This window comes from uncultured Sphingobacterium sp., from assembly GCF_964277905.1.
Taxonomy (GTDB): Bacteria; Bacteroidota; Bacteroidia; order Sphingobacteriales; family Sphingobacteriaceae; genus Sphingobacterium; species Sphingobacterium siyangense.
This window is the reverse complement of the sequence record NZ_CAXYKD010000007.1, coordinates 80,910-104,570: the sequence shown is the minus strand read 5'-3', so window position 1 is coordinate 104,570 and position 23,661 is coordinate 80,910. Positions and strand designations below refer to the sequence as shown.

Genomic DNA, 23,661 nt, shown 5'->3' with positions numbered 1-23,661 from the left:
TTATATACAGCCCTATCAATGAAATTAAAATATTTATTTTCGCTTTTATTAATTGCTCAAAATACAACGCTGTCGTTTGCATCCTGTAAGAAATGCGCACCCTTAGCTCATAATCAGACCGAGATCCCTCTGAAAAACAAATATGTCGACATAAACGGTAACGATAACAATTTGGGTACTAGAAATGCCCCTTTTAAGTCTATTTCAAAAGCAATCGCCAGTGCTTTGCCCGGTGATACGGTATTTGTAAAGAAGGGAACTTATCATGAAAAGGTATTTATTTCAAACTCCGGCACGATTGAAAAGCCGATAGTCCTAATACCCTATTCCAATGAGCTAGTTCGTATTAATGGAGACGGACTGTTAATTTCTGGAACGGAAGCGTTACTAACGATAAGGAATGCAAAAAATATACAGGTCGAAGGGTTTATAGTTGAAAATTTTACAACAAGCGCCAAAGGAATTGATATAAATGGCATTATTATCGACAAGGGATCAAAAAATATTAGTCTCCGAAAGAATACAATCCACCATATCGAAAATAATGCTTCTCCACAGGATGGACGAAGTGGACATGGTATACTTGTTATAGGCAATACTGCCGAACCGCTAACAAATATTATTGTTGAAGAAAATATTGTTCACGATTGCAATACAGGATATTCTGAAAACATAACCGTCAACGGGTATGTTGACGGATTTACTATTCGCAGAAATAAGGTTTATAATGGTGAAAATATAGGAATAGTCGCTGCAGGTGGATATGCAGGTAATGCCAATCCAGCACTTAATTATGTACGCAATGGTCTGATCAGCGAAAATGAAGTTTATGATATTGATGGAAAAACAGGTCCTATTCCTGCGTTTGAAAAACATAATGGCGCCATCGGAATCTACATTGACGGTGCGCGAAATATAATCGTTGAAAGAAATTGTGTTTATCGTTGTGGCCGGGGTATTGGACTCGTAAGTGAAACTGATAATTTTCCTACACAGGATTGTATTGTACGGAATAATTTAGTTTATAACAATTCCCTTGCGGGAATTAGTTTAGGTGGTTATCTTAATTACACCGGCGGTGGAACGATAAGATGCTATGTTGTCAATAATACCCTATATAAAAACAGCTTAGATCGTGGATACTTTGACGAGTTCGAAGGAGAAATCCGATTGGTAGAAAATTGTATGGATAATGTACTACAAAACAATATTATTTATACAATACCTGGACAGCCTTTTATAAACAAATATACCAGGTCGGGACGAGGCAATAATATGGATTATAACCTCTATTTTAGCGAGAACAACGCTACTTGGATATGGGAAGGACAGACCATCTTATCTTCTGACCAATGGAAAAAAATCTGTAAAACCGATCTGCATTCTAATTATAACCAAAATCCATGTTTTGTGAATCCAACCACAGCTGATTATAGCATAAAAAGAGGTTCTCCTGCAAGATCTTCCGCTAACTTTATTTCCCAACAGATCAATGGAAACTTAGATCTGAGCGGAAGACCGAGAATAGTTAAGGGATTGCTGGACAAGGGAGCCTATCAGCATAAATAAAAAACACCAGCGTGTTTTTGTAATACTCGCGTAATTATTTAACCGTCAGACTTGAGGAACTTCGGGCAGTTTGATCAATGGCGAAAAATCTCCTTTGAAAATATCCAGTTCATAAAAATTATCATCGGTATCCAGTATAACCGAGATAAGAAGATACAAATAGATCTTCTAAGGTAGCTATAATTGCTTCGCCCTCCAATGGATCCCGCACCAGAAATAAAATCAGATTAATTTCTGCAACGGTAAGTCTCCTTTTCATATTTCTCATCATCCTATGGCTTATTGATCAGATATCAATTCCAGATTATTACAATCTTTCGCTTAAATTGTTGCCACATAAAGTAATGTAATCTCAAAATATAGTAATTTTATGTACAAATAACCTTAAAAAAATGATAGCACACAAATCCGATCGAACTAGAACTCGACGAGTAATAAATTTACCTATTCAAAAGAATTTCAACATCTCAAAGACAATAATACCAATGGTTTAAAGTTAACCGGATACTTAACTGACATCTTTTATTCTACCTCCTCAGTCAAGGCCATCTTCCCAATCATGATATTAGGTCCCTTGGTGGCATTGACTTTTAATTTCAATACACCATCATTGGAATCTTCCCGCATAACATGTAGTTTGATCCATTGTCCATCTTTATTATGCTTACCCAAGGTATATTCCCGCCCCTCAAATTCAATATCTGCCTGTCGTCCTAAATCATTCCAATCATGAAAGAATATATAGAAAGTACCGATCATACCCTGTGGAACTTTTAATGTGACTTCCATTTGCCTTCCCTGCCATGCTGAAGAAATATCATCTTTCCAGACTCCATCAGCTTTTACACTGTAGGAGGTTCCTTTATTTGCTTCACTCAGATCCAAAGCGGCTGACCAACTTACATTTTGGTTCAGTGCTTGCGATTTTTTCCCAGATTCCACATAGAGCAGTGCATGATTAAATCCCTTTGGTGCCACGCTTTTCAAAGGTTCTACGAATACAAACATGCTGCGTAAGCTATCCAAATTAGGTTCATAATCAGGTGCAAAATCATCGGATATCATATATTTCTCAAAGCTGGCTTTCAATTGTTGACTTACTGGATTTTTCTCATCTCGTAAACTAAAGCCTGTTACCAATAATTTTCCTTTACCAACTTTTACTTCAAAAATTGAAGCTAGCTTATTATTGCGATGAAAATCATCTATCGGTTGGGCAATTGGTCTATAAGTTGCAGGGAAATCATTGATATAAAACCCCTTTGCGCCTTTATAAATAGACTGCCATTGCCAGTTACTGCTCGATTCTGTTGGGAAATCCGCAAAGGCGGGGTGCTTGTCACGCAACAACATTCCTAGGGTATTTATTCCTTGCCCTGGGAAAAAAGTAAGTGACCAATAAAGTGGATAGAAACTGATCATATCTGCAGTTTTTACGTTGCCTAAATCTGCAGCATCCAATAAAACCTTTCCTCCCAAATTAAGGATTCGCTCGGCTTCCGAGTTAAACCTATCAGTGATATATACATCCTTACTTTGCTTTTTTGTGACGGAAGGATATACCCATATATCCCAGCTGTTTTTATTAGGTCGATCCACTAGACCAACTTCAACCGTCAACTTTGCTGCCTTTTTGATATTGTTAAAATCACTCGTAAAGGATCCTATAATTTCAGAGCTCCCGCGTTGAATCTCCAAATCCGGAAAATTTCCAGAGGATATTAAAACGCCGGTTTCATCATATATTTTCCAATAGGCTCCATCATGGATTGTTGCCTTACCATAATGCGCTACTTGTACTTTTGCGCTAAAGGTCTCTGCTGTCTTCCATACAAATTTTGGAATACGTAATAGCATCACCGTTGTATCATGGTGCATTTTAAATTTCTCAGGAGTTGTGATCTCCTTGCTGTCGTAGAAAGCATCAAGCCAGCCGATGAGCGCCTCCCCTTGTCCCTGATAATCTTGCATACTCAACAGTTGGATTCCTGTAGCAGAAGGAGTCCTCAAAAAAGATTCTATCTCATTTTTATACATCAACTGACTAAGTGCTCCGGAAGCCTGAACAAAAGCTTCATTTTGAGACTCCAGATTATTCTTTCTTGCCTGTTCTCGGAACTGTTCGAAATTTCTCGCTTTCAGTACACCTGTATATTTTTTAATCTCGTCCCAACGTGGATATACGGGCCATTGTCCAATCTCATGTGCTATTACGGGAATTGCGGATTGTCTATACACATTTTCAAAATCCCAATCGGTAGTTGGCCCTCGCAAACCTCTTGTACCACCCAACTTATCAATGTAATGCGTTGCTATAAACTGATCTAGAGCTGTGATTTTTCGAGCGGAGGAAACAGTATATAATCTTCTAGCATCTTTGTCTTTGTACGGTTTCAACCAAGATTCCATAACCGCAAAATCCGAATTACCCAATTCATTTCCTATTGCCACAGTCGTAAAAGAAGCATGATTTCCATAACTAGCCATCATTGTTGCTATTTCTTTCTGTACGAACAAATCTGCTGATGCGTTATGACCTAGGCCTTTGGGTCTTCCCTTGGTATTCATTTCTTCGCGTCCAGGGTTATCCACAGCCATCCACCAGTCCAGCCATATGACTTCAGGTTGCAAGTAGAGACCGATTCGATCTGCAGCGATAAAAGCAGCTTCTGGTGGACACCAAGAATGGAATCGAACATGGTTCAGGCCATAGGCTTTATAGATGCGAAAGATTCGCTCCCATTCTTCAATATTCATCGCCGGATATCCCGTTAACGGAAAATGTACACAATCCAAATTTCCACGTAGGAATACCGGTCGATTGTTCACAAGAATCTTTGATTTGGAAGCGCTAATCTCACGAAACCCTACCTCCATCTCCTTGGCATCTAATCGCATCCCTTTATCATCTGATATACTGACTTTAAGCAAATAAAGATTAGGATCAATATCGTCCCATAATCGGATTTGTGCGGGTACATCGTCAGCAAAATCAACTGCTTGTCGCTTCGACAACAATTCAACTTTCCTTTTCCCCCGAAATACTTCCAAACCACTCTTCCGCTCCCGTAAGGTATACAACAGATGAACGGTCATTTTTTTCCCGCTTTCATTGATCAAAGTGTCTTTAATTTGAAGCGCCTTTGGCGCTATCTTTGTGTATACCTGCAGATTAGAAAAGCGGATCGGATTTTTTGCGATAAGCTCTATTTTACCGACAACACCGTTCCATATACTTTGTGTATACTCTGTATAAACATGGCCTTTATCGCCTATATTATAGACCATATCATTATTGATCCGCATTGTCAGCTTATGTTTGCCAGGTTTCAAAATTCCTAGTGGGTGTACATGCGATGCGTTCAATGCATCTAAAATCGAAAGTTTTTGACCGTCTAAAAATAGTGTAGATTGCCAGATGACCCGTTCTAAATTTAAGAACAGCTGTTTCCCTTTCCAATCCGCTGGCACAATGATATCGCGCTGATACCATGCCGAACCGTAATATTTATATTCGCGGGTGAGAATTCCAAAATCAGAACCAGTCGTCCTTGTGCCATATTTTGCCTCATCGGTAGTTCCGGGCAAATGGATTACCTGCGTAAGGTCCTTTTCAAACCATCGTTCTTTTAAACCGATGTCTTTCTCATCCAGGCTAAATTTCCAGATTCCATCCAACGATAGTTTTTCCTGCGCACAGACATGCTTTAGCATAAAACAAAGGAACAATGAAACACACAGCGTAATTCTCATCATAAATGATCTATAATTCTAAAAAATTATACAAAGGAACTTATCCTATCGTAATTAAGGATGTACAAAAGTGATAAAAACATGTAAAATATACTGTATTTTGATATTTATTGACTAGATTGGCTACAAAAGGTCCTGTTATTTCAAAACAGTTTTAGCTAACTTAATAAACTAGCAGAAGGAATTTTAAGATTCATTATATTAGCTGAGCAAAATTCCTCATTGCACAAGTACAGAGATTTACAAAAATTTCTATCATGTCATTACGCAGCATAGAATTTTCTTGTAGATGAATCTCGAAAGTGACGTTTGTCGGATAGTACCTTTGTTCAAAATTTCAAAAATGAAAAAAACGTTTATTTTACCAGTTCTTGTTATCGGATTTTTAATTTGGTTTTTGGCAACGTTGGCTTTCCGATTTGCGGGACAATTCTTTTTTATTACCGATTCACCAGTCGTACTTACTAGTTTATATGCAGCAGTAATCCCTGCATTGATTCTGATTGCAGTCTTAACTTTTAAAAAATTTAAACTTTCAGGTTTTGAAAATGTAGTGGCTGGCGTGCTATTGGTATTGCCAGGAATGATTCTCGATACATTCGCCATTCAATTTTTTGAACAGGTCTTTCCCAATATGCCGTCAAGCCGAGCTGCAACATTTGGTTCTTGGCTCATGTGGGCTTATAGCGTTGTATTATTAACATCAGTCGTTACAGGACTGCGACAAAACAGGATGGTTGGCCGTGACTGAAGAACAGACCTGCGCTATGGTAATAAATACCGTTTAGCGCGCACTCTTCTGAATGCCTATTTCAATATGTTTTATAGTTATATAGTGTTCCCAACAGCATACACGGCCAAAGATCAATAGAATATTACCTGAGCTTATTGATTTTTCAAATAAGACCCATTTCTATAATCGCAGCCAATTCATCACATCCCATGACCAATAGATAACGTAAACTATTAGGAACATAACCAAAGAATTTTTTGAACGCTGCAGTAAAATGGCTAGCGTGCTTATAACCAAGTTTATTTCCAATAACGCTGATCGTTAATCTGTGATCTTTTAATAGATGTTGTGCTCGCTGCATTTTACACTTCAACACAAAATTGAATATCGTTATTCCATAATAGCTTTTAAAGTGCTGTTTAAGATATTGAACATTGGTCCCAACTTCTTTTGCAAGTTTATGTATGGTATAGGTCTCATGAAGGTTTGTTTCGATAAGCAATTTCACCTGGCTAATTTTCTCAATATCTGATTCGCGTAGTTCCAGTTTATTGGATGGAATACCGGGCTGCACAGCATCCATTAGGGTTGAGAGAATAAACAGTGATTTGGACTTATAAAATGCTGGTAATAACAAACTGCTTCCATTCATTCGTATTAGATCCTTAGCTTTTACATAAGTTATAAGCGACGTCTCCTCTGAAATTTTCTCCGCATTTAGTATTGCATCATTAATCGCAGTTATATGCTGCTCGGAAATATCCATTTGCTTAAGATAAGAGTCTCGATATAGCAGTATGAGACAGCGCGAATTGCTATGTTTGGATGTGATACTGACTGTATTCGCATGCAATCGTAGCAACATACTACTGCCCTCTTTCAAAACAATTTTCTTCGGCCCCGTTGACAAGCTGCAGCCCTCTTCAATAGCTATAATAACAAGATAGCTCTTATCTTCCGGGACAATGTTATGGTCTGTGTACGGATAGACCATCCTTACTTTATAATCCGGATGATCGTATTTAAATGCTTTTTTTTCTGCTTGAAGTAACTCCATCGAATAGAAATTTCCAATAGTATAAGTCTTATTTCCGATTGCGTTATTCGGTAAATTATCTTAGCAAGTATCTTCGTAAGATATTTATTTAGACTTAATATAATCAAAGGTATTGAAATCATACTACTTATTCAATTAAACATTAAAAAATGTTAAAAAGCTACTTGTTAATCCTATTTCTATTCTTCACCTCGCAGTTTTATGAAGAGGTGGCCGCACAGACTAATTTTACCGTAGAGGGGCGTATCCTGGATTTAAAAACCGAAGAGCCTATTAGTGGCGTTTCAATCCGTGTGAAAGAAAGTATCAAATCAAGTTCTGTGATGACAGGTTCACAGGGCAGTTTTCGTATCCGCCTTCATCAGGGACAGACATTGGTGATCTCACATCTCAATTATACGCCGCAGGAAATTCAGGTTCGTGGTGGACAATCCAATCTTGTCATCCGATTAGCTGAAGACCCACACATGCTATCCGAAGTAAACGTAACTGGTGCATTGGGGATAAAAAGGCAAGCACGAGAACTCGGTACTTCGGCACAATCTGTGGACAATCAAGAATTGAATCTTGGTAAGGTCGTAAATCCTCTTTTGGCGTTATCGAGTAAAGTTGCCGGACTAAGGATCAATGCAACAGACTTAACAACAGGAAAAACTGACCCAGGGATTCAAATTAGGTTAAGAGGAACACGTTCTTTAAACCGGTCAAAAAATGATCCCATATATGTTGTGGATGGTGTACCATTGCCCGATATTACCCGAATAAATCCCAATGATATCCAAGACATTACTGTACTGAAAGGAGCTAATGCTGCTGCGCTATATGGATCTGAAGGTGTCAATGGTGCAATTATGATCACGACAAAATCGGGTCGGGCAGAAAGAGGGCAGATCAACTATAGTAATAGTACGCTGTTTTCCAAGGTTTTCCTGCTACCCCCTGCTCAACAGCGTTTTGGTCAAGGACAAAATGGTGTGTACAGTCCTGTAGCAAATGAATCTTGGGGAGATCGTTTTAATGGTGAGGTCAGAGATTTTGGGTTGCCCATCAATGGTGTACAACCAACGAAGGTATATAGTGCTCCAGATAAAGATAACCGATTGGATTTTTTCGATACGGGTGTAACAGTACAAAACGATCTATCATTCTCTTCTGGCGATGATAAGGGATCTTATTACGTTTCTTTGCAGGATGTTCGTATCAAAGGTGTGATTCCTGGCGACAAATCAAGTCGTACTGGAGTACGATTTAATGGGTCGCGTCGATTTAACAAGTTGAATACCTCTTTCAATACAAATTACGTTTTTTTCAAGAACAATACGACAAGTGATGGCCCATGGTTGTCTGTTTATACACAACCCGCCAATATAGACTATAAAGATGCACGAAACTGGCAGGATCCAAGTTCTCCAAATCATCCTTTAAACTGGTATAATCCAGTTGCCGGGACTAGAAATCCCATTTTCATGGCTGACAATAACAGAAATACCTCTGATCAGCATACATTAAATTCAAAACTGGAGTTTAATTATGAATTTACAGATTGGTTAGATGCAACTTTCCGTACGGGACTATATTTCCAATCAGAACCTGGTCGTGTGACGAACAGAAAATTGGTTTCTAATATAGCAACAAGAAATATAAATGGGAGCGTAAATGATACACATAGAGGCTTTACCCGTTTCAACAATGATTTGATCCTGAATTTTCATAAGAACTTTGGTGATTTCTCTACCAAGTTTTTGGTCGGACAAAATGTTCGAATGGATGATACGAAATCTATCAATATCAGTGCTACAAATCTATTATTTGAAGATATATTCAATCAGGGCTCTCGCACTGGCGAATTGACCGGAGGTTCAACAATTACAAAATACCGTTCGCTCGCGACTTACGGAGAATTTACGGCTGGATATAAAAACTATCTTTTTCTAACGTTTACAGGGAGAAATGATCAGGTATCGGTGCTTGATCCAGGAAACAACAGCTATTTTTCTCCAGGTGTAAGTTCCTCTTTTGTATTTACAGATGCGATCGCGAGCCTGCAGAAGAGCAGGGTATTGAGCTACGGTCGTATTTTTGCTTCTTTTAATAAGACAGGAAACGTAACCTTAGATCCTTATCGTCTGAACCTGAGTTATAGCCAAACCGCGGGTTTTCCATTTGGTAGTTTGGTCGGATTTACTCCTTCCCTATCTGAGCCAAACCGATCGATAAAACCCGAATTTGTTAAATCATTTGAGGTAGGTACCCAGCTCGGGTTTTTTAACGACCGTTTGCGGACGGATATTGTTTATGCTTATTCGGACTCGGATGGACAAATATTTGATGCTGGTATCTCGCGTGCAACGGGCTTCAATTCAACGATCGTAAATGCTGGACAGATCATCAATAAGACCTATGAAATCATGATCAATGGAACTGCAATTAAAAGCAAAGATTTGAACTTACAGTTTGGCCTTAATTTCAGTTATACCGACACAAAAGCCAAAAATCTATATGCAGGCGACGAGTTTAACATCTTTCGACAAGCTTACGCTATCAAAGGCCTACAATATCCAACACTTCGCATGACTGACTTTTTAAGAGAAGACGGGAAAATCGTTTTGGATCCAAACGGGAATGTAATCCCTTCGGAAGAAGAAAAGGTAATGGGAACGATGGTACCGCCTTATCTGTTTGGATTTAATACCAAATTCAACTATAAATCCTTTACAATGGGTTTTCAGATTGATGCAAGACTGGGAAGTTGGATGTATTCGGAGGTAATCCCGAGGATGTTTGCTGCCGGAACACATCCGGAAACTGCAAAATACGATAGACAGCCTTTTATTATGCCTAATTCTATGGTACGCCTGGCCGACGGATCAATTGTTGAAAATAATGAGGTATATTCTAAGGGAGATAAAGCGTGGTGGACAGCATACGGAAATATACAATCTGTCACCGCCGCCAAAGGAGATTACCTAAAGCTTAGGGAACTCTATATCGGGTATGATTTGCCGCAATCGTGGCTATCCCATCAACGGATGATCAAAAAAGCAAGCATTGGTTTTGTGGGAAACAACCTTTTCATCGTCAGGCATTCTTCCAATACAATCGGCGACCCAGAGGCACTTTATAATCAAACAGATGGCTACAACAGCTTCAGACAGATTCCGACATCAAGATCAATGGGTTTTAATGTCAACATTACTTTTTAATACTACGGAGATGAAATACACTATCATAAAATCAGCCTTATTTGCGATTACTTTACTTACAGCGAGCTCCTGTAAGGACTTTCTTGATGTAAATGATAATCCGAATGCGCCAATAAAGGAAAATTTAAGCCTAAATGCCAAGCTTCCGGCTGCCTTGGTCGTATCTGCCGTAAATGAATCTGTCCAACTGAATCAGATCGGTGGTTTATGGGGAGGTTATTGGGGAACTTCAAATGAGGGAGTGAGTGCTTTTACAGCATTAAAGACCTATAATGGTCCTGCGATAAGGGATACAAGAGACGGCATACCTGTCTGGGAATCCAATTATAACAACCTACTGTATTACAAAGAAATTTTGGATCAGGCCAATGCCGAAGATGCAAGATTTTATGCGGGGATCTGTAAGATCATGATGGCTCACCATTTCTTTACACTTGTTGACTTTTACAATAATGTTCCCTTCAGTGATGCCTTAAACGGCTCTGTTAACCTGCATCCGAAGTATGAATCAGGAAAAGATGTTTATGCCAAGTCCGTTGATCTAATTACCGAAGGCATTGCAGATATCAAGGTTGCCTCGCTGTTGCCCACAACAGACGACGTTCTTTTCAAAGGCGATAAAAGCAAATGGACAAAATTTGGTAACACTCTCAAATTAAGAGCCTTGCTAAAACAATCGGAAGTTTCTAGTCAAGAATCCTATATTAAGCAGGAAATATCGAAAATTATCGAAGAAGGTTCAGGATTTCTTTCCGAGAATGCAGCCGTCAATCCGGGATATCTCAACACTGCAGCAAAGATGAATCCTTTTTACGAGACCTTCTATCGGAACAATGCAGGTGTGGCAGTAGCAAATTATGCCAATATCAGACCAACACAATTTTTGATCAACACGTACAAAGCCTATAACGACCCGCGCTTACAACAAAACTATACGCAGGTCAGCGGGGAGTTTAAAGGTGTCCTTTTTGGAAATAATACCATAGCTGAGGAGTTTGCAGCGGTTAATACTTCAGCCTTAAAAGGTCCGCTGGAAAATGGTAATCAGCCCGCTGGGATTATAAAATCATTTAGCCAGTCAACCGTTCTCATTTCCTTAGCGGAAACTGCTTTTTTAGAAGCAGAGGCCATCGAGCGGAAATGGATTAGTGGCAACGCGAGTGAATCCTACCAAAAGGGAATTCAAGCCTCATTTAATTATCTGTTCAACCAAAATAATTACAATGCGCAATCCTATATAAATCAGAAAAGTGTCATTTATACGGAAGCGAGTAACAAAATTCAACAGATCATAACCCAGAAATGGCTTGCATTGCACAACATCAACAATATCCAGGCATGGAACGATTATAGACGTCTGGGTTATCCTGCAATACCAAATTCACTGTCATCGCCAAGTTCAGGAGCGTATCCATTGCGCTTTATGTATCCGGAGACAGAAATCAATACCAACAACGCCAACGTCCAAGCACAAGGAGAAAATGGTGTCCTGCTGGCAAGGGTATGGTGGGATACAAAATAGTATTGTTTATCAATATAGAAATTTAGATTAGAGAGCTAATGTTATCAATTGTGGGTAGCATTATTTGTCAGACGGGGTCCATTGAATGGGCCCCGTTCTTTTTATGACAAATTGCAGTTTTACCTCCTAGACTTCCAAAATCACCATCAAGATTTCTCCATATCTAATGCTTATTTTTTTACAATTACATTTAGTGAATCAGGTAGTTATAATACCCATACAAGTTATAATGAGACAGGTCTACCTGCTTTTGCGATGGATAGCAATTTAACTTTTATTGTGGCTTTGGATTTTGGCTGGTGACGCCAGAAAATAAATTTGTCCGCTCCGCTAATGTCAGCACATTTTTCTGGGGTAGCACATTCAATGGTTAACTCTTGTTTATTGATTGGATTCATGCGACTTACTTTGAAATTTTTTAAAAAAGTAAAGAACCCACAAAAACTGGGTGTATCCGTACACCGCATCTTCAACCGGAATCGTAAGTACCCTGATCCCCATAAATTCCATGGGATTGTAATTGACTATAGGAGACTCCAACCCTGTTCCGGTGAGTATACCATTGACAGGTAAAAAGCCTAACATAAGCAAGGTGAAGACGACAGAGGCCTGCGTAATCCATTGTATCCGAAATGCAAAGTGAAAAAGCACTAATGTCGCGATAGTCACAGTAGCGGTAACAACTGTATAGATTCTGTCGGCATATCGAAGTGCCACCACAGCACATATAATGACACTCATAAAGACAACGATATTATTAAAGGCGGATAACGATTGTAATCTAAAAAATTTATCAATGCAGAAATAGGTGAAAATACAAGAAAAAGGGATGAAGATAAAGAATAACCATTCTTCCAATGGTAATCCTGCTATAACCAGGCCTAGGGTGTATCTTGTGTCAAACCACCATACTCCCTTACGGGTAAACCAGACATCCCAAGCTATAAAAAATACAGCAACAAGTGCTGCTGCCTTTAAAAATGGGACAAACTCACGATCGAACCGAAGCCGCTTGTCGAAGGATGCGACAAAACAGATTATGACCGTAAAAAATAAGATAAGCGAGTAAGTATATGGCATCATATTTTTTCATTGTTAGTATACATTTTAAAGTATTTCATCGGAACATACAAAAAGCCAAAACATTCGCCCTCCTCTTTGCCTAAATGTTTATGATGTTGTTTATGGGCACGACGAAGCGCCAAAAAGTAACGGTTATTTGTTTTACTCAACCATTTGAAGCGTTGATGGATAAATATATCATGCACAAAGAAATACGCCATACCATAGAGCATAACCCCTAATCCGATATAAAACAGATAATTGTAATCCCTTAACGAACCGAAATACATCAACGCGATGGTGGGAAGAGCAAAAATGATAAAAAAGTAATCATTCTTTTCCAAAAAGCCCGCATTGCTATGATCGTGGTGATCGCGATGTAATATCCAGAGAAAGCCATGCATAATGTACTTATGGATAAGCCAGGTTGCGCCCTCCATAGCGATAAAAGTGATCAATACTGTAATAAAATTCATAGCTCTATATTATAAGTAAGCAGCTTTGTAACGCAGATAACTTTTGAAAGCAACATAGGCTTTCTGTACATTTGGTATCCTAATCCTACTTTCCAAAATTTCTTTTGAGGATTTTTTCCGAATCTTCGCAAACAGTGAAAGGTAATATCTATAAGCTAGATAAACGCCAAATTTTGCCGATGCAGGCAATTTTTTAATTCCTAAAAGCGCTTCCTTAAATTCGCTGTGTATCTCATCCTCAATCTGGCTTTTGAGTGCATTATCGAAGATTGCCATATCCAGATTTGGAAAATAGGTGCGCCCAAGAACATGGTAGTCGTCTTTAAGATCCCGCAAGAAGTTTATTTTCTGGAATGCAGAGCCCAGTTTCATAGCGTAAGGTTTTAACTCCTCATAGCGCTGTCTATTACCTTCCGTAAAAACCTGTAAACACATCAGTCCAACCACTTCCGCCGAACCATAAATATATTCTTTATAACGTTCAGAATTATAGTCGACTTTATTCAGGTCCATTTCCATGCTATGTAGAAATTGGCGGATTAGCTCGATGTCAATAGCATACTTATGTACTGTCTCCTGGAAAGATTGCAATATCGGATTTAATGAAATACCTTCCTCTAGCGCACAGTTTGTCTCGAGGTATAACCGCGCCAGCAATCGCTGCTTATCATAACCATGAAAACTATCCACTATTTCATCAGCCAACCTTACATAGCCATAAATCGCATAAATACTAGCCCTAATGTTGGGCTTGAGTGCCAAAATACCGAGCGAGAAACTTGTACTATACTTTTCAGTTGTTTTTTTGCTTACTTCATAAGCGAGTTCATCAAATAGCTTTTTCATGGTCTTATGTTTTACGATATAATTCAATGGCTTCTTTGGCAACAATTTTCCCTGATAAAATGGATGGAGGCACCCCGGGACCAGGAACCGTCAGCTGACCTGAATAAAAAAGATTATAGACTTTCTTATTTCTGATCTTGGGTTTCCATACCGCTGTCTGTTTCAATGTATTTGCTAGTCCATAAGCATTTCCAGCGTAAGCATTATAATCGCTGGTAAAGTCGCTTACACAGTAACTTCTCTTGTATGCAATCTGTTCATATAGGTTTTTTGTACCGGTACGCTTTTCCAAACGCTTTAACATCTTAATTAGATATTTTTCACGTGTTTCATCATCGTCCGAGATTGCAGTCGCCAAGGGCATTAATAAGAAGAGATTCTCACTGTTTGCAGGAGCTACATGAGGATCCGTTTTGGATGGACAACATACATAGAACAGCGGATTTTCAGGCCACTTTTTTTCACCATAGATACAGTCAATATGATCATCCAACGGATGCTCAAAGAAAAGTGTGTGGTGTGTTAGATTTGGAATGGGCGATTTCATCCCCAGATAATATATCAAGCTTGAGGGGGCAAAGGTCCTGCTTTTCCAATAATCATCATCGTAGTTTCTCAACTCCTTGGCAAGTAGTGTTTCGATATGGTGATAGTCGGCCGATGCAACCACGAGGTCAAATGGATGATTCACACCATTAACACCTAATGAAGTGATCTTATTCTTTTCAATATTTAACGTATCAACATTATGATCAAAATGAAAAGTGACTCCTTGTCTCTCCGCTACTTGTTGCATCGCCAGTACTAACTGAAAAAAGCCCCCTCTCGGATAATGGGTTCCAAGTGCATAACCGCCATAATTCATAAGGCTATATAATGCCGGAATATCCTTGGGTGAAGCGCCCAAAAATATAACTGGAAATTCCATCAATGTCCGCAATCTTTGGTCCTTAAAATATTTGGCGACATAGGATCGAAAATTGGAAAGCAAATCTAGCTTCAAAGCGCTAAGTGCAATTTTTGGAGAGAGAAATTCACTCCAATTATGACAGGGCTTATTGACAAAATCACGCATACCGACTTCATACTTAAATTTTGCAGCTTCCATAAATCGATCCAATTGCGTACCCGCCCCAGATTCGATCTGTTCAAATAATTGTTTTAACTCCTGATAGGATTCAGGCACACAAATCTGTCCGGAGTTAAATATCATTTCAAATTGTGGATTGAGTGATACAAGCTCAAAAAAATCAGCTGTGCTGCATCCAAAATCCGAAAAAAAGGACTCAATAATATCAGGCATCCAGTACCAGCTCGGTCCCATATCAAATTTAAACCCTTCTGTCGTAGTAAACTGCCTCGCCCTTCCTCCGGGCTGCGTATGTTTCTCAAAAACATGCACATCGTATCCTGCCTGCGCAAGATAGGCCGCCGCTGAAAGACCCGAAAAACCTGCACCAATAACTGCTACCTTCTTTTTCATTTCTGTTTTTTTAGCTGAACTATTCGGGTAATTCCCCAATAGACTTACTGACACTGCAATATGGTAATGTACACATTGTAGTGCTTTTGTTATTTCTATCGCACCTCGGTATGGACTATAACTTCACTTGCTCCAGCAATTTTTCCGGTGAAATATTTCTATCATAGATTAATTGATGAAATTTGCTCAATTTATCCAATAAACTTATCAGTGTTATTTTTTCACTATACGTCAAATCACCTGAAACAATCTGCGTAGCATGACGTATTTTCCCCATTTGTCGATCCAATGCCGATAAGCCACCTTCCGTGATATAAAGCACCTTACTTCTCCGGTCCAGTTTTGAATCTTGTTGACCGATCCATCTTTGTTTGATCAAACGGTTTATAATAGCCATGCCGGCCGGCTTTTCATGAATATTCCTTCTGATCAACTCCATTTTTGTCATCTCACCAAAGGATCGTAAGGTAATAAGGTATATAAACTCTTCTTGTGTGGAAAAATCAGATTCCCAAATAGCAGCCTTGGAATAACTTTTTGCAAACCTATTCATATGCACTATCAATGTACTGATTACACTCTCTGGACTACGCCCATTTTCCTTACCGTCCCAATTAGGCTCGACTACAACATCGGTTTCCTTTGTTACTATCCAACGTTTAAATCCATCAGCGTCAGTGCTGTAGATTCCATCTACGTTTTCCTGTTCAAATTCTTCAACTAATACAATGATTTCTTTTAAAAGCTGATATTTCATACACTTTATTTAGAACATAAATATACCATATTTGTTTTAATTATTTTAAAAAAGAATATTTTTAGAATAAAATTAAACCAAAAAAAACTATATCTGAGTGGTAGTTTTGACAAACTGCATCCCACCTCGGGCTGCGCTTTGAGCATAAGAAGACCTAGGTGGCGAATTTATAATCATGTTTATTATAAATCGTGCAACATTTTTTCCGTGAGCTCGACTAATCTATAGTCACTAACTACAAACAATTGTCATCAGGCTTTAGTACAAGCAACTTAAATATATGAATATCTTAAAAAAAATTGCCCTAGTTCTCCCAAACCTCTTGTTCTTTGCTACCTCTCACGCTTCATATAACACGACTAAGGTTTCACTTATTGATTCAACTTTTATTCTTAGGGGAAAAGTAATCGATTCTATTACGAAAGAACCCGTTCATTTAGTTTCAATATACTTACTGAATCATCAAAGTAGCAGCAATCCTGTCAAAACGATGGTGACAAATGAAAGCGGAGACTTCCAATTAACCTATAGTCAGCGCTCATTTTACCTAAAAATCAACCACCTTGGCTTTCAGCCTCAGATAAAAAGAATCGAAACGCCGAGCGGAAGCAATATAGATATCGGTACTATAAGGCTTCATAAGATTGACAATAAACTTGAGGAGGTTGCGGTTTCTTCCAAGAGACCTACCTTAGAGCTGATTACCGGTGGGTATAGATTTAATGCGGAAAACAATATATTAGGCAATAGTACAAATATAGCAGAACTGCTCAAGCAGGTACCGGGATTAACCGTTGATGAAATGGAAGGCAAATTACAATTGCTCGGAAAGGGAGCTACTGTATTGATAAATGGTCGAAAAGTCAATTTGGGTGGTCAGGATTTATTGAACTACCTGAAATCTCTACCGAGCAACGAGGTCTTATCTGTTAATGTGCTTACCAGTCCAGGCGCAGCATATGATTCCGCAGGAGACGGAGGTGTGTTAGATATCAGACTTAAGAAGAATTCCAATTTGGGCTTCTTTGGGTCGGCAAGTACAAGTGTTTCTACCCTTTGGGGAACGGACCAATCGCTTAATTTAAATCTAAAAAAAAGTAAGTTTGAAATTTCATTGGGTTATAATTTTTCATATAATGAAAACTTGCATAAACGAAACGATCTTATAAAAAACTATTTCTTACCTGATTCTAGTTATCTTTATAGACAAGAGCAGGTTAGTGAAAGATCCCAAAGGACACATTCCATGAAAATCAATACACTTTATAATATTGATTCAACAAGTACGCTCTCTTTTAATTATTGGTACGCCAGCTTTTATGGTAAATTTCCAAATGAACGAGACGCCACGATCTATAATCGGAGAGATGAATTTCAAAGGCAGCTTAAACAGCGGGACTTCATGTCTTTAGACAATAATTTCCATATCGTCGATTTGATCTACGACAAGGATTTCAAAAAGAAAAGCAAGCTTTCAATCGGCCTAAATTACGCTAGATACTCGAATGAGAATAACACTTCATTCTGGAGAAAGGCATATGATTTTTCTAACACGGAAATAAATTCCTCAGAAAATGATAGCAGAAATTTTATTATTACGAGACCATATGAAATCTGGACCTTCAATACAGATTACAAAACTAACATCGGAAAGGGTACGGATCTAAAATTTGGTGTAAAATATGCCCGTGCAAATACAGAAAGCTTCTTTAAGAATCAGACCACAGATGGAAATATCGTCGGAGGAGAAGCAAATAGTGAAAATAAGGTTCAATATAACGAAAATATACTTGCTGCTTATTCTTCTCTGAGTGGTAAATATAAACACTTCTCCTTCGATGTTGGCTTGCGACTAGAATCATTCGATTATAAATTACGATCCCTTTCAACTGACGAACAGAGTAAAAACAACTATCTTAATTTATTTCCCAACTTTAATGTACGTTACGATTTCGAGGACCTTAAAAACAGCATTGCTTTATCGGGGAACAGAAGAATCGAACGCCCCGGTTATAGTATGCTCAATCCATTTGCGGTGACCAATAACCCGATCTATTTTACCAACGGTAATACACAGTTGAAGCCATATTTTGCAAATAGACTAGATTTGCAATATTTACATAAGTGGAATAGCAACCACTCACTGATCTTTTCTTTATATGCAAACTCCTCGAAGAATATGTTTACCTATATCTCAAGATATAATGAGGAGGTTGGAAGTCCAGAGTTTAACTATTATAATGATTATAATCTAAACCAAATTGGAGGTTATGTCATGTCGCAAAACAAATTTGGAAGCAGCGTGAATGTCAGTACATATTTATCGGCCCAACGACCGACTTTCAGATCGAATAATACAGAAGATATTTTGTTACCTGGGATTGTCAACTTTAGTGGGTCGATCAACACTTTTATTAATATTCTGCCAAAGACTACTGTTCAAATATTCGGCTTTTATGCTTCGAAAAGAAATAGTTTTCAAATGCAATATGGGGCAACAGGATACATCACGACGGGTTTACAACAAAAAGTGCTTCAGGACAAGTTAAACATATCCCTGACGATTGAGGATATTTTCAACTTACAAAAAGCACCTATTTCCATTTTAGGCAATGTGATTAGCATTGAAACAGTGAATAAATTGAAGTCACGCTATGCAAAATTGAGTTTCAGTTACAATTTCGGAAAAACCTTCTCAGCAAAACAGACCAAAAAACTGGAAAAAGATTCGAGGATAGATTAACCCATCAATACGTTAATCGTCAAAGATGATTCGGGGAAGCATAGCGCTGTATATAATTGAATTTAGAAAATAGCTTAAATACAGATAGACCTCAAAATACTGCGAATTTAAAACGAATCCATACGAATTGAAATTCGCATGAAAATCTGAAAAGCGTTGTTTTAACTTAGTCCGATAAACATGTGAAAGAGAACGTTAATTATGAATGAGACTATCATAGAATTCGATAACAAAAAACGTCTGAAATTAGCGCTATTAGGCTTGTTGTTGACGATAGCGGCTTTGGCATTTGCTTACTATATTTTCTTTGTCGCTGAAAAAATAAGAATTTTCCCGGGAGCACTGATGTTGACCTTAGGGGCCTTAGGATGTTATTGTCTAATTAGCGGTGTAAAAAGCCTATTTGCTAAAGATCGGACTGGCCTGATATTGAACGCAAATGGCATTCGATATAATGGTACGCCAGTAGGAATAAAGCTTGGTACTGTAAAATGGACTGCTATTCAATCTGTCTCAACAGGAATGGCCCATGGTGTCCATTTTGTTTTTATGAAATTACATCATCCGAAAAATTATATCGAACATTTCTCTCCACAAGTACAACAGCATGTACTCGAAAATGGAATAGCTGTTTCGGCAGATCAACTGTCGCTTGATTTCAATACACTCAAAAAACTGATAGAAGAATATTACGAGCGGTATAAGCGATAATAAGAGGGAAAAGACTCACCGAGGAACGAAATTTCATAGTCGATTTAAAGATTATTTTTTGAATTTTATTCCAGTTCCAATGCTTAAGACAAGAAAACTACTCAACCATAAAAAATAACCTGGTCCAAGTGATGTTATGGGCGATTCGGAGCCGGATTCGCTAATCATAATTTTGTCCATTTGCAGGAATACAAGTGCGATCACGCAGGGAACGAGACTTATAAAAACAGCTTGTTTCCTGTTCCGATTTAAGAAAAGACAAACAGAAAACAGATAGATCGGATTGGCACACCAAAATAAGAATGGTATGATTGCTCCGCCCAGAGGGCCCATCCATCCCATTAAAAAGATGCCCAAACTCCCAACCTCGTTAGGTTGGGTTCCTCCCCGATCGACAAAAAATGCAGGCATAGTCAAGGAGCTAGTCAACAATATTATGCTCAAAAGAATTGCTCCCTTTTCAAGCGGAGACAAAAAATTAAGCGAATTATTGATTTTCTCAAACATGTTTCATTATCCTTTTTGGGAGCTGTAATTGTTTTTAGATTAAAAATCCCTTGATATCAAAGAAAAACAAATCTATATTTCTAAGATATTATTTTTTTTATCCTATTCAAAGCTCTTTTTCAACGCGCTAAATCGCAAAGCAAGTGTCTACGGGATCGCTTTTACATAAGTTTATCCCGTAGATTACCTTCCGCTTTCCTTTAAAAAATAAAGGACAAATGGGCTGTAGCAAAACAGATGTACACTCCATCATCTAAACCGTTAACATCGTCAGCATGTTTCTAGCCCATTGCTCAATGGCTATTATTTCGTTGAAAAACAAAATATATAATGATTCCACTCATGCAAATTAAAATGGATCCCAGAAAAAATGGCGCTCCCGAAAATTGAAATAGCGCTTTATCCTGTGTAAAATAATAGAATGAGTTTGTCATTACAGGAGGTCCAATAATAGATGTTGCACTTACCAAACTTGCCAACGCTCCCTGAAGTTCACCTTGTTCATTTGAAGAAATACTCTTGCTAATAATGGATTGCAGTGCGGGTCCACAGATTCCGCCTAAGGAATATGGGATAAGGAAAACAAACATCATCCATCCTTCACTAGCGAATGCGAATAGCATAAAACCGATCGCATAAAAGAATAATCCAAAATATACACTTTTCTCGTCGCCTAATTTTGGGTTTACCCATCTTATTAGAAACCCTTGTACTAATCCAAGCAATAATCCGAGCAACCCAAGTGATAAGCCAACCGTCCGTTCTGTCCAATTAAACTTATACATGGTAAAGAAATGCCAATTACTCGGCACGGCGTGAAGAGCGATATATACCAAAATCAAGGCAACAACAAGGCGCGCTATGTTCGATTGTTTTTTCAGAAAATTAAATGTTCCAATAGGATTCGCACGTTTCCAATCAAATGGTCGTCGTTTATCCTTATCTAAACTTTCCGGCAGGAAAAACAGCCCATAGAGAAAATTCACTAGGCATAATAAAGCGGCTGCATAAAAGGGTACTCGAGCTCCGTAATATCCAAGTAAACCACCGATTACCGGCCCCAAGATAAACCCCATGCCAAAAGCTGCGCCTATTAAACCAAAATTTTTGGTTCTATCTTCATCCGTGGATATATCAGCGATGTATGCACTAGCGGTTGAAATACTAGCCCCAGTCAGCCCAGCAATGATTCTTCCCAAAAAGAGCCAACTGATAGATGGCGCCAATGCTAATAATATATAGTCGATGGCAAATCCAAAAAGAGAAATTAAGATAATTGGGCGTCTACCATATTTATCACTGAGATTACCCACTATAGGCGCGCATATAAATTGCGTAATAGCATAAGCAAAGCCGAGCCATCCTCCATATTTTGCTGCTTCACTAAGGTCTCCATGAATAAGTTCTGCAATGAGTTTAGGAACAACTGGAAGTATAACGCCCCAACCTGTAATATCAATCAACAAGGTTATAAATATAAACCCGATAGCTGCTTTTTTTCCTGTATTTTTCATGCCGTAAAATTAAACAGACGGGAAAAGGAGCTATTGACAATTTAATGGTGTTTACGTACAATTTGAAAGCTAATTCTACTTGGCAATCTGTAAATAGCTTAGATCGCTAAACGAATACCATCTATCACACGTTTCGATAAGTTGTTGGTGACAAACCAACAATTCGTTTGAAGTATCTGCAAAAGACGCTTGTTTCTTCAAAATGAAGTTCATGACTGATTTCTTTGATTGATAAATTAGAAGATTTTAATAATGTTTTAGCATGTAGAATTGTGATATGATCAATCCATTGTAATGCCGATCTTCCTGTTTTCTGTTTAAGGAAAGTTGAAAGATATTGAGGTGTTAAATGTAGTTTTTCAGCGTAAAATACAACACTTCTTTGTTGCCCGGCATACTTTGAAACAAGCAGATAAAATTCATCGATAATCTCATGCGTACGGCTTTTTACCAAATTTTTGTTATTTGGTAATTTAGAATAGACTTCAGAAATCATACTAACGAGCACCATGACGAGATGCCGTAGCATTTGTGTCTTATTGGGACTTGCTTTTTTATGGTAGAAGTTTTGTATAAGGGTCAATAATTCATTTTGGAGTTTAATTTCTTCCGATTGAAGTCTAATAATTGGCTGCCATCTTATTTGATTGTTCATTACAAACTCCCGTAGAACAGGAAATTCTGTAATGAAATCCAATGAAAGACCGATTGTTACAATTTCAGCATCTTCACTCAATGATTTTGTGTCGATCATCAATTGTGGCTGCAAAATAGCAATGTCCCCTTTGTTTACTTCATATTCTAGGAAATGGATTTGAGATTTCATAGATCCCTGTACCATAAAACCTAATAATAAACCATCAAATATGCGGCTATGACTTGTATACTTCTTCCCAGGGCCATGTCGTTGATTAAGAATAACTATGCCTTCCGTCTTTTTTGAAAGGTCAAGATTATACAATTGATAGACATTATCCAAAGTTATTAATAGAGCCATGTTCAAATGTCGTTAAAAAAAAAACAGCATAACATGTGTTTTTCATCACTTTTACCATTTTCCTAAGGGAATCAACGTCCTTTCCGCTAGGCAACCGGAATAAGAAAATAAAAAAGTCCCAATTTCTCAAAAAGGGACTTTCTTTCGTGTATTATCAAATTACTTTTTTGTTTTCGCCACTTGAGTTATCAGTGTATATTGCTGAGATGAACCATCAGCAGGAGGGTTTCTAACCTCTTCAACTTTTACTTTGATCACATATTCGTATCCTGATTCGTAGTTAAATCCCTGGATATTTCCATAAAAATATTCCCAGTTATCTGATTCTTTAGCCTTGACCTGCATGCATTTCATTGGGCCGGCACCTTCACAATCAACCAACTGCGATCCCACAATCATTATCTTTTCATTGCTTTCAGCGGAATTTTTGCTACACTGGATAAAAAAGAACAAAATGATGACGGCAAAAAGCCCCTTGAGTAATTGGTTTATAAGTTTCATAAAAGAAATTTTAATAATAACTAATATAACAATTATATAAATTGTTTTACTACATCTATTTTACGCGTATAAGGATTGGATATAACAACGATATCTAATATCTTCCAAAAGCCTGATTAGGTCGAAATGCCGGCATGATACTTTGCATAAATAATAAAAAAACGATGGGTGAATTACTTACAAAATATTATCATCATATTTGCAGCTCATATTTAGCCAGCATATTA

The 23,661-nt window shown here is 38.0% G+C and carries 19 protein-coding genes; 6 read left to right on the top strand and 13 right to left on the bottom strand.

Annotation, left to right across the window (positions count from 1 at the left end):
* Nucleotides 1-18 precede the first annotated feature (18 nt).
* The gene (locus tag ACHWSC_RS05110) at nucleotides 19-1,569 is read left to right on the top strand and encodes a right-handed parallel beta-helix repeat-containing protein (RefSeq protein ID WP_394676002.1); all 1,551 of its coding nucleotides are present in this window, start codon (nucleotides 19-21) and stop codon (nucleotides 1,567-1,569) included.
* 45 nt (nucleotides 1,570-1,614) lie between these two features.
* On the opposite strand, the gene ACHWSC_RS05105 is transcribed toward ACHWSC_RS05110, so the two are convergent.
* The 3 genes from ACHWSC_RS05105 to ACHWSC_RS05095 all read right to left on the bottom strand — a co-directional run bounded on the left by ACHWSC_RS05105 (nucleotide 1,615) and on the right by ACHWSC_RS05095 (nucleotide 5,325).
* Nucleotides 1,615-1,728, bottom strand: coding sequence for a DUF6984 family protein (locus tag ACHWSC_RS05105; RefSeq protein ID WP_394676001.1), 114 nt, complete (start codon nucleotides 1,726-1,728; stop codon nucleotides 1,615-1,617).
* Nucleotides 1,691-1,828, bottom strand: coding sequence for a hypothetical protein (locus ACHWSC_RS05100; RefSeq protein WP_394676191.1), 138 nt, complete (start codon nucleotides 1,826-1,828; stop codon nucleotides 1,691-1,693). Before ACHWSC_RS05100 ends, ACHWSC_RS05105 begins: the two co-directional genes overlap by 38 nt.
* Before the next feature lie 263 nt (nucleotides 1,829-2,091).
* Nucleotides 2,092-5,325, bottom strand: a complete 3,234-nt coding sequence (locus tag ACHWSC_RS05095; RefSeq protein WP_394676000.1) for a sugar-binding domain-containing protein — start codon at nucleotides 5,323-5,325, stop codon at nucleotides 2,092-2,094.
* Between the two features lie 340 nt (nucleotides 5,326-5,665).
* On the opposite strand from ACHWSC_RS05095, the gene ACHWSC_RS05090 reads away from it, so the two are divergent.
* Nucleotides 5,666-6,073, top strand: coding sequence for a DUF5367 domain-containing protein (locus ACHWSC_RS05090; protein WP_394675999.1), 408 nt, complete (start codon nucleotides 5,666-5,668; stop codon nucleotides 6,071-6,073).
* 145 nt (nucleotides 6,074-6,218) lie between these two features.
* Here ACHWSC_RS05090 and ACHWSC_RS05085 read toward each other — a convergent pair whose 3' ends face one another.
* Entirely contained in the window at nucleotides 6,219-7,112 is an 894-nt protein-coding gene (locus ACHWSC_RS05085; protein ID WP_394675998.1) for a helix-turn-helix domain-containing protein, read from the bottom strand.
* 149 nt (nucleotides 7,113-7,261) lie between these two features.
* Between ACHWSC_RS05085 and ACHWSC_RS05080 the strand changes: the two genes are divergently transcribed.
* Nucleotides 7,262-10,315, top strand: coding sequence for a SusC/RagA family TonB-linked outer membrane protein (locus tag ACHWSC_RS05080; protein WP_394675997.1), 3,054 nt, complete (start codon nucleotides 7,262-7,264; stop codon nucleotides 10,313-10,315).
* A gap of 10 nt (nucleotides 10,316-10,325) precedes the next feature.
* A complete protein-coding gene (locus ACHWSC_RS05075; RefSeq protein WP_394675996.1) occupies nucleotides 10,326-11,837 on the top strand; it encodes a SusD/RagB family nutrient-binding outer membrane lipoprotein in 1,512 nt (503 codons plus the stop codon).
* Nucleotides 11,838-12,218: 381 nt separating this feature from the next.
* Here ACHWSC_RS05075 and ACHWSC_RS05070 read toward each other — a convergent pair whose 3' ends face one another.
* From ACHWSC_RS05070 to ACHWSC_RS05050, 5 genes are all read right to left on the bottom strand, one after another.
* A complete protein-coding gene (locus ACHWSC_RS05070; protein WP_394675995.1) occupies nucleotides 12,219-12,920 on the bottom strand; it encodes a lycopene cyclase domain-containing protein in 702 nt (233 codons plus the stop codon).
* Nucleotides 12,917-13,375 carry a beta-carotene hydroxylase gene (locus tag ACHWSC_RS05065; RefSeq protein ID WP_394675994.1) on the bottom strand — a complete coding sequence of 153 codons (459 nt, stop codon included), beginning with the start codon at nucleotides 13,373-13,375 and terminating at the stop codon, nucleotides 12,917-12,919. Before ACHWSC_RS05065 ends, ACHWSC_RS05070 begins: the two co-directional genes overlap by 4 nt.
* A 9-nt stretch (nucleotides 13,376-13,384) precedes the next feature.
* Nucleotides 13,385-14,221 carry a phytoene/squalene synthase family protein gene (locus ACHWSC_RS05060; protein WP_394675993.1) on the bottom strand — a complete coding sequence of 279 codons (837 nt, stop codon included), beginning with the start codon at nucleotides 14,219-14,221 and terminating at the stop codon, nucleotides 13,385-13,387.
* Between the two features lie 4 nt (nucleotides 14,222-14,225).
* Nucleotides 14,226-15,704, bottom strand: a complete 1,479-nt coding sequence (locus ACHWSC_RS05055) for a phytoene desaturase family protein (protein ID WP_394675992.1) — start codon at nucleotides 15,702-15,704, stop codon at nucleotides 14,226-14,228.
* 115 nt (nucleotides 15,705-15,819) lie between these two features.
* Nucleotides 15,820-16,461 carry a MarR family winged helix-turn-helix transcriptional regulator gene (locus tag ACHWSC_RS05050; protein ID WP_394675991.1) on the bottom strand — a complete coding sequence of 214 codons (642 nt, stop codon included), beginning with the start codon at nucleotides 16,459-16,461 and terminating at the stop codon, nucleotides 15,820-15,822.
* Between the two features lie 280 nt (nucleotides 16,462-16,741).
* Between ACHWSC_RS05050 and ACHWSC_RS05045 the strand changes: the two genes are divergently transcribed.
* Nucleotides 16,742-19,204 (top strand): outer membrane beta-barrel protein, encoded by a 2,463-nt coding sequence (locus ACHWSC_RS05045; protein ID WP_394675990.1) that lies wholly within the window; start codon nucleotides 16,742-16,744, stop codon nucleotides 19,202-19,204.
* Between the two features lie 201 nt (nucleotides 19,205-19,405).
* The gene (locus tag ACHWSC_RS05040; protein WP_394675989.1) at nucleotides 19,406-19,915 is read left to right on the top strand and encodes an STM3941 family protein; all 510 of its coding nucleotides are present in this window, start codon (nucleotides 19,406-19,408) and stop codon (nucleotides 19,913-19,915) included.
* Nucleotides 19,916-19,966: 51 nt separating this feature from the next.
* On the opposite strand, the gene ACHWSC_RS05035 is transcribed toward ACHWSC_RS05040, so the two are convergent.
* The 4 genes from ACHWSC_RS05035 to ACHWSC_RS05020 all read right to left on the bottom strand — a co-directional run bounded on the left by ACHWSC_RS05035 (nucleotide 19,967) and on the right by ACHWSC_RS05020 (nucleotide 23,434).
* Complete coding sequence (locus ACHWSC_RS05035; RefSeq protein WP_394675988.1) at nucleotides 19,967-20,422, bottom strand: hypothetical protein; 456 nt, start codon at nucleotides 20,420-20,422, stop codon at nucleotides 19,967-19,969.
* A gap of 293 nt (nucleotides 20,423-20,715) precedes the next feature.
* Entirely contained in the window at nucleotides 20,716-21,936 is a 1,221-nt protein-coding gene (locus ACHWSC_RS05030) for a TCR/Tet family MFS transporter (protein WP_394675987.1), read from the bottom strand.
* A gap of 124 nt (nucleotides 21,937-22,060) precedes the next feature.
* Nucleotides 22,061-22,933 (bottom strand): helix-turn-helix domain-containing protein, encoded by an 873-nt coding sequence (locus ACHWSC_RS05025; protein ID WP_394675986.1) that lies wholly within the window; start codon nucleotides 22,931-22,933, stop codon nucleotides 22,061-22,063.
* A 159-nt stretch (nucleotides 22,934-23,092) separates the two neighbouring features.
* Nucleotides 23,093-23,434: a DUF4377 domain-containing protein gene (locus tag ACHWSC_RS05020; RefSeq protein WP_394675985.1), complete on the bottom strand. Its 342-nt coding sequence runs from the start codon at nucleotides 23,432-23,434 to the stop codon at nucleotides 23,093-23,095.
* Nucleotides 23,435-23,661: the final 227 nt, after the last annotated feature.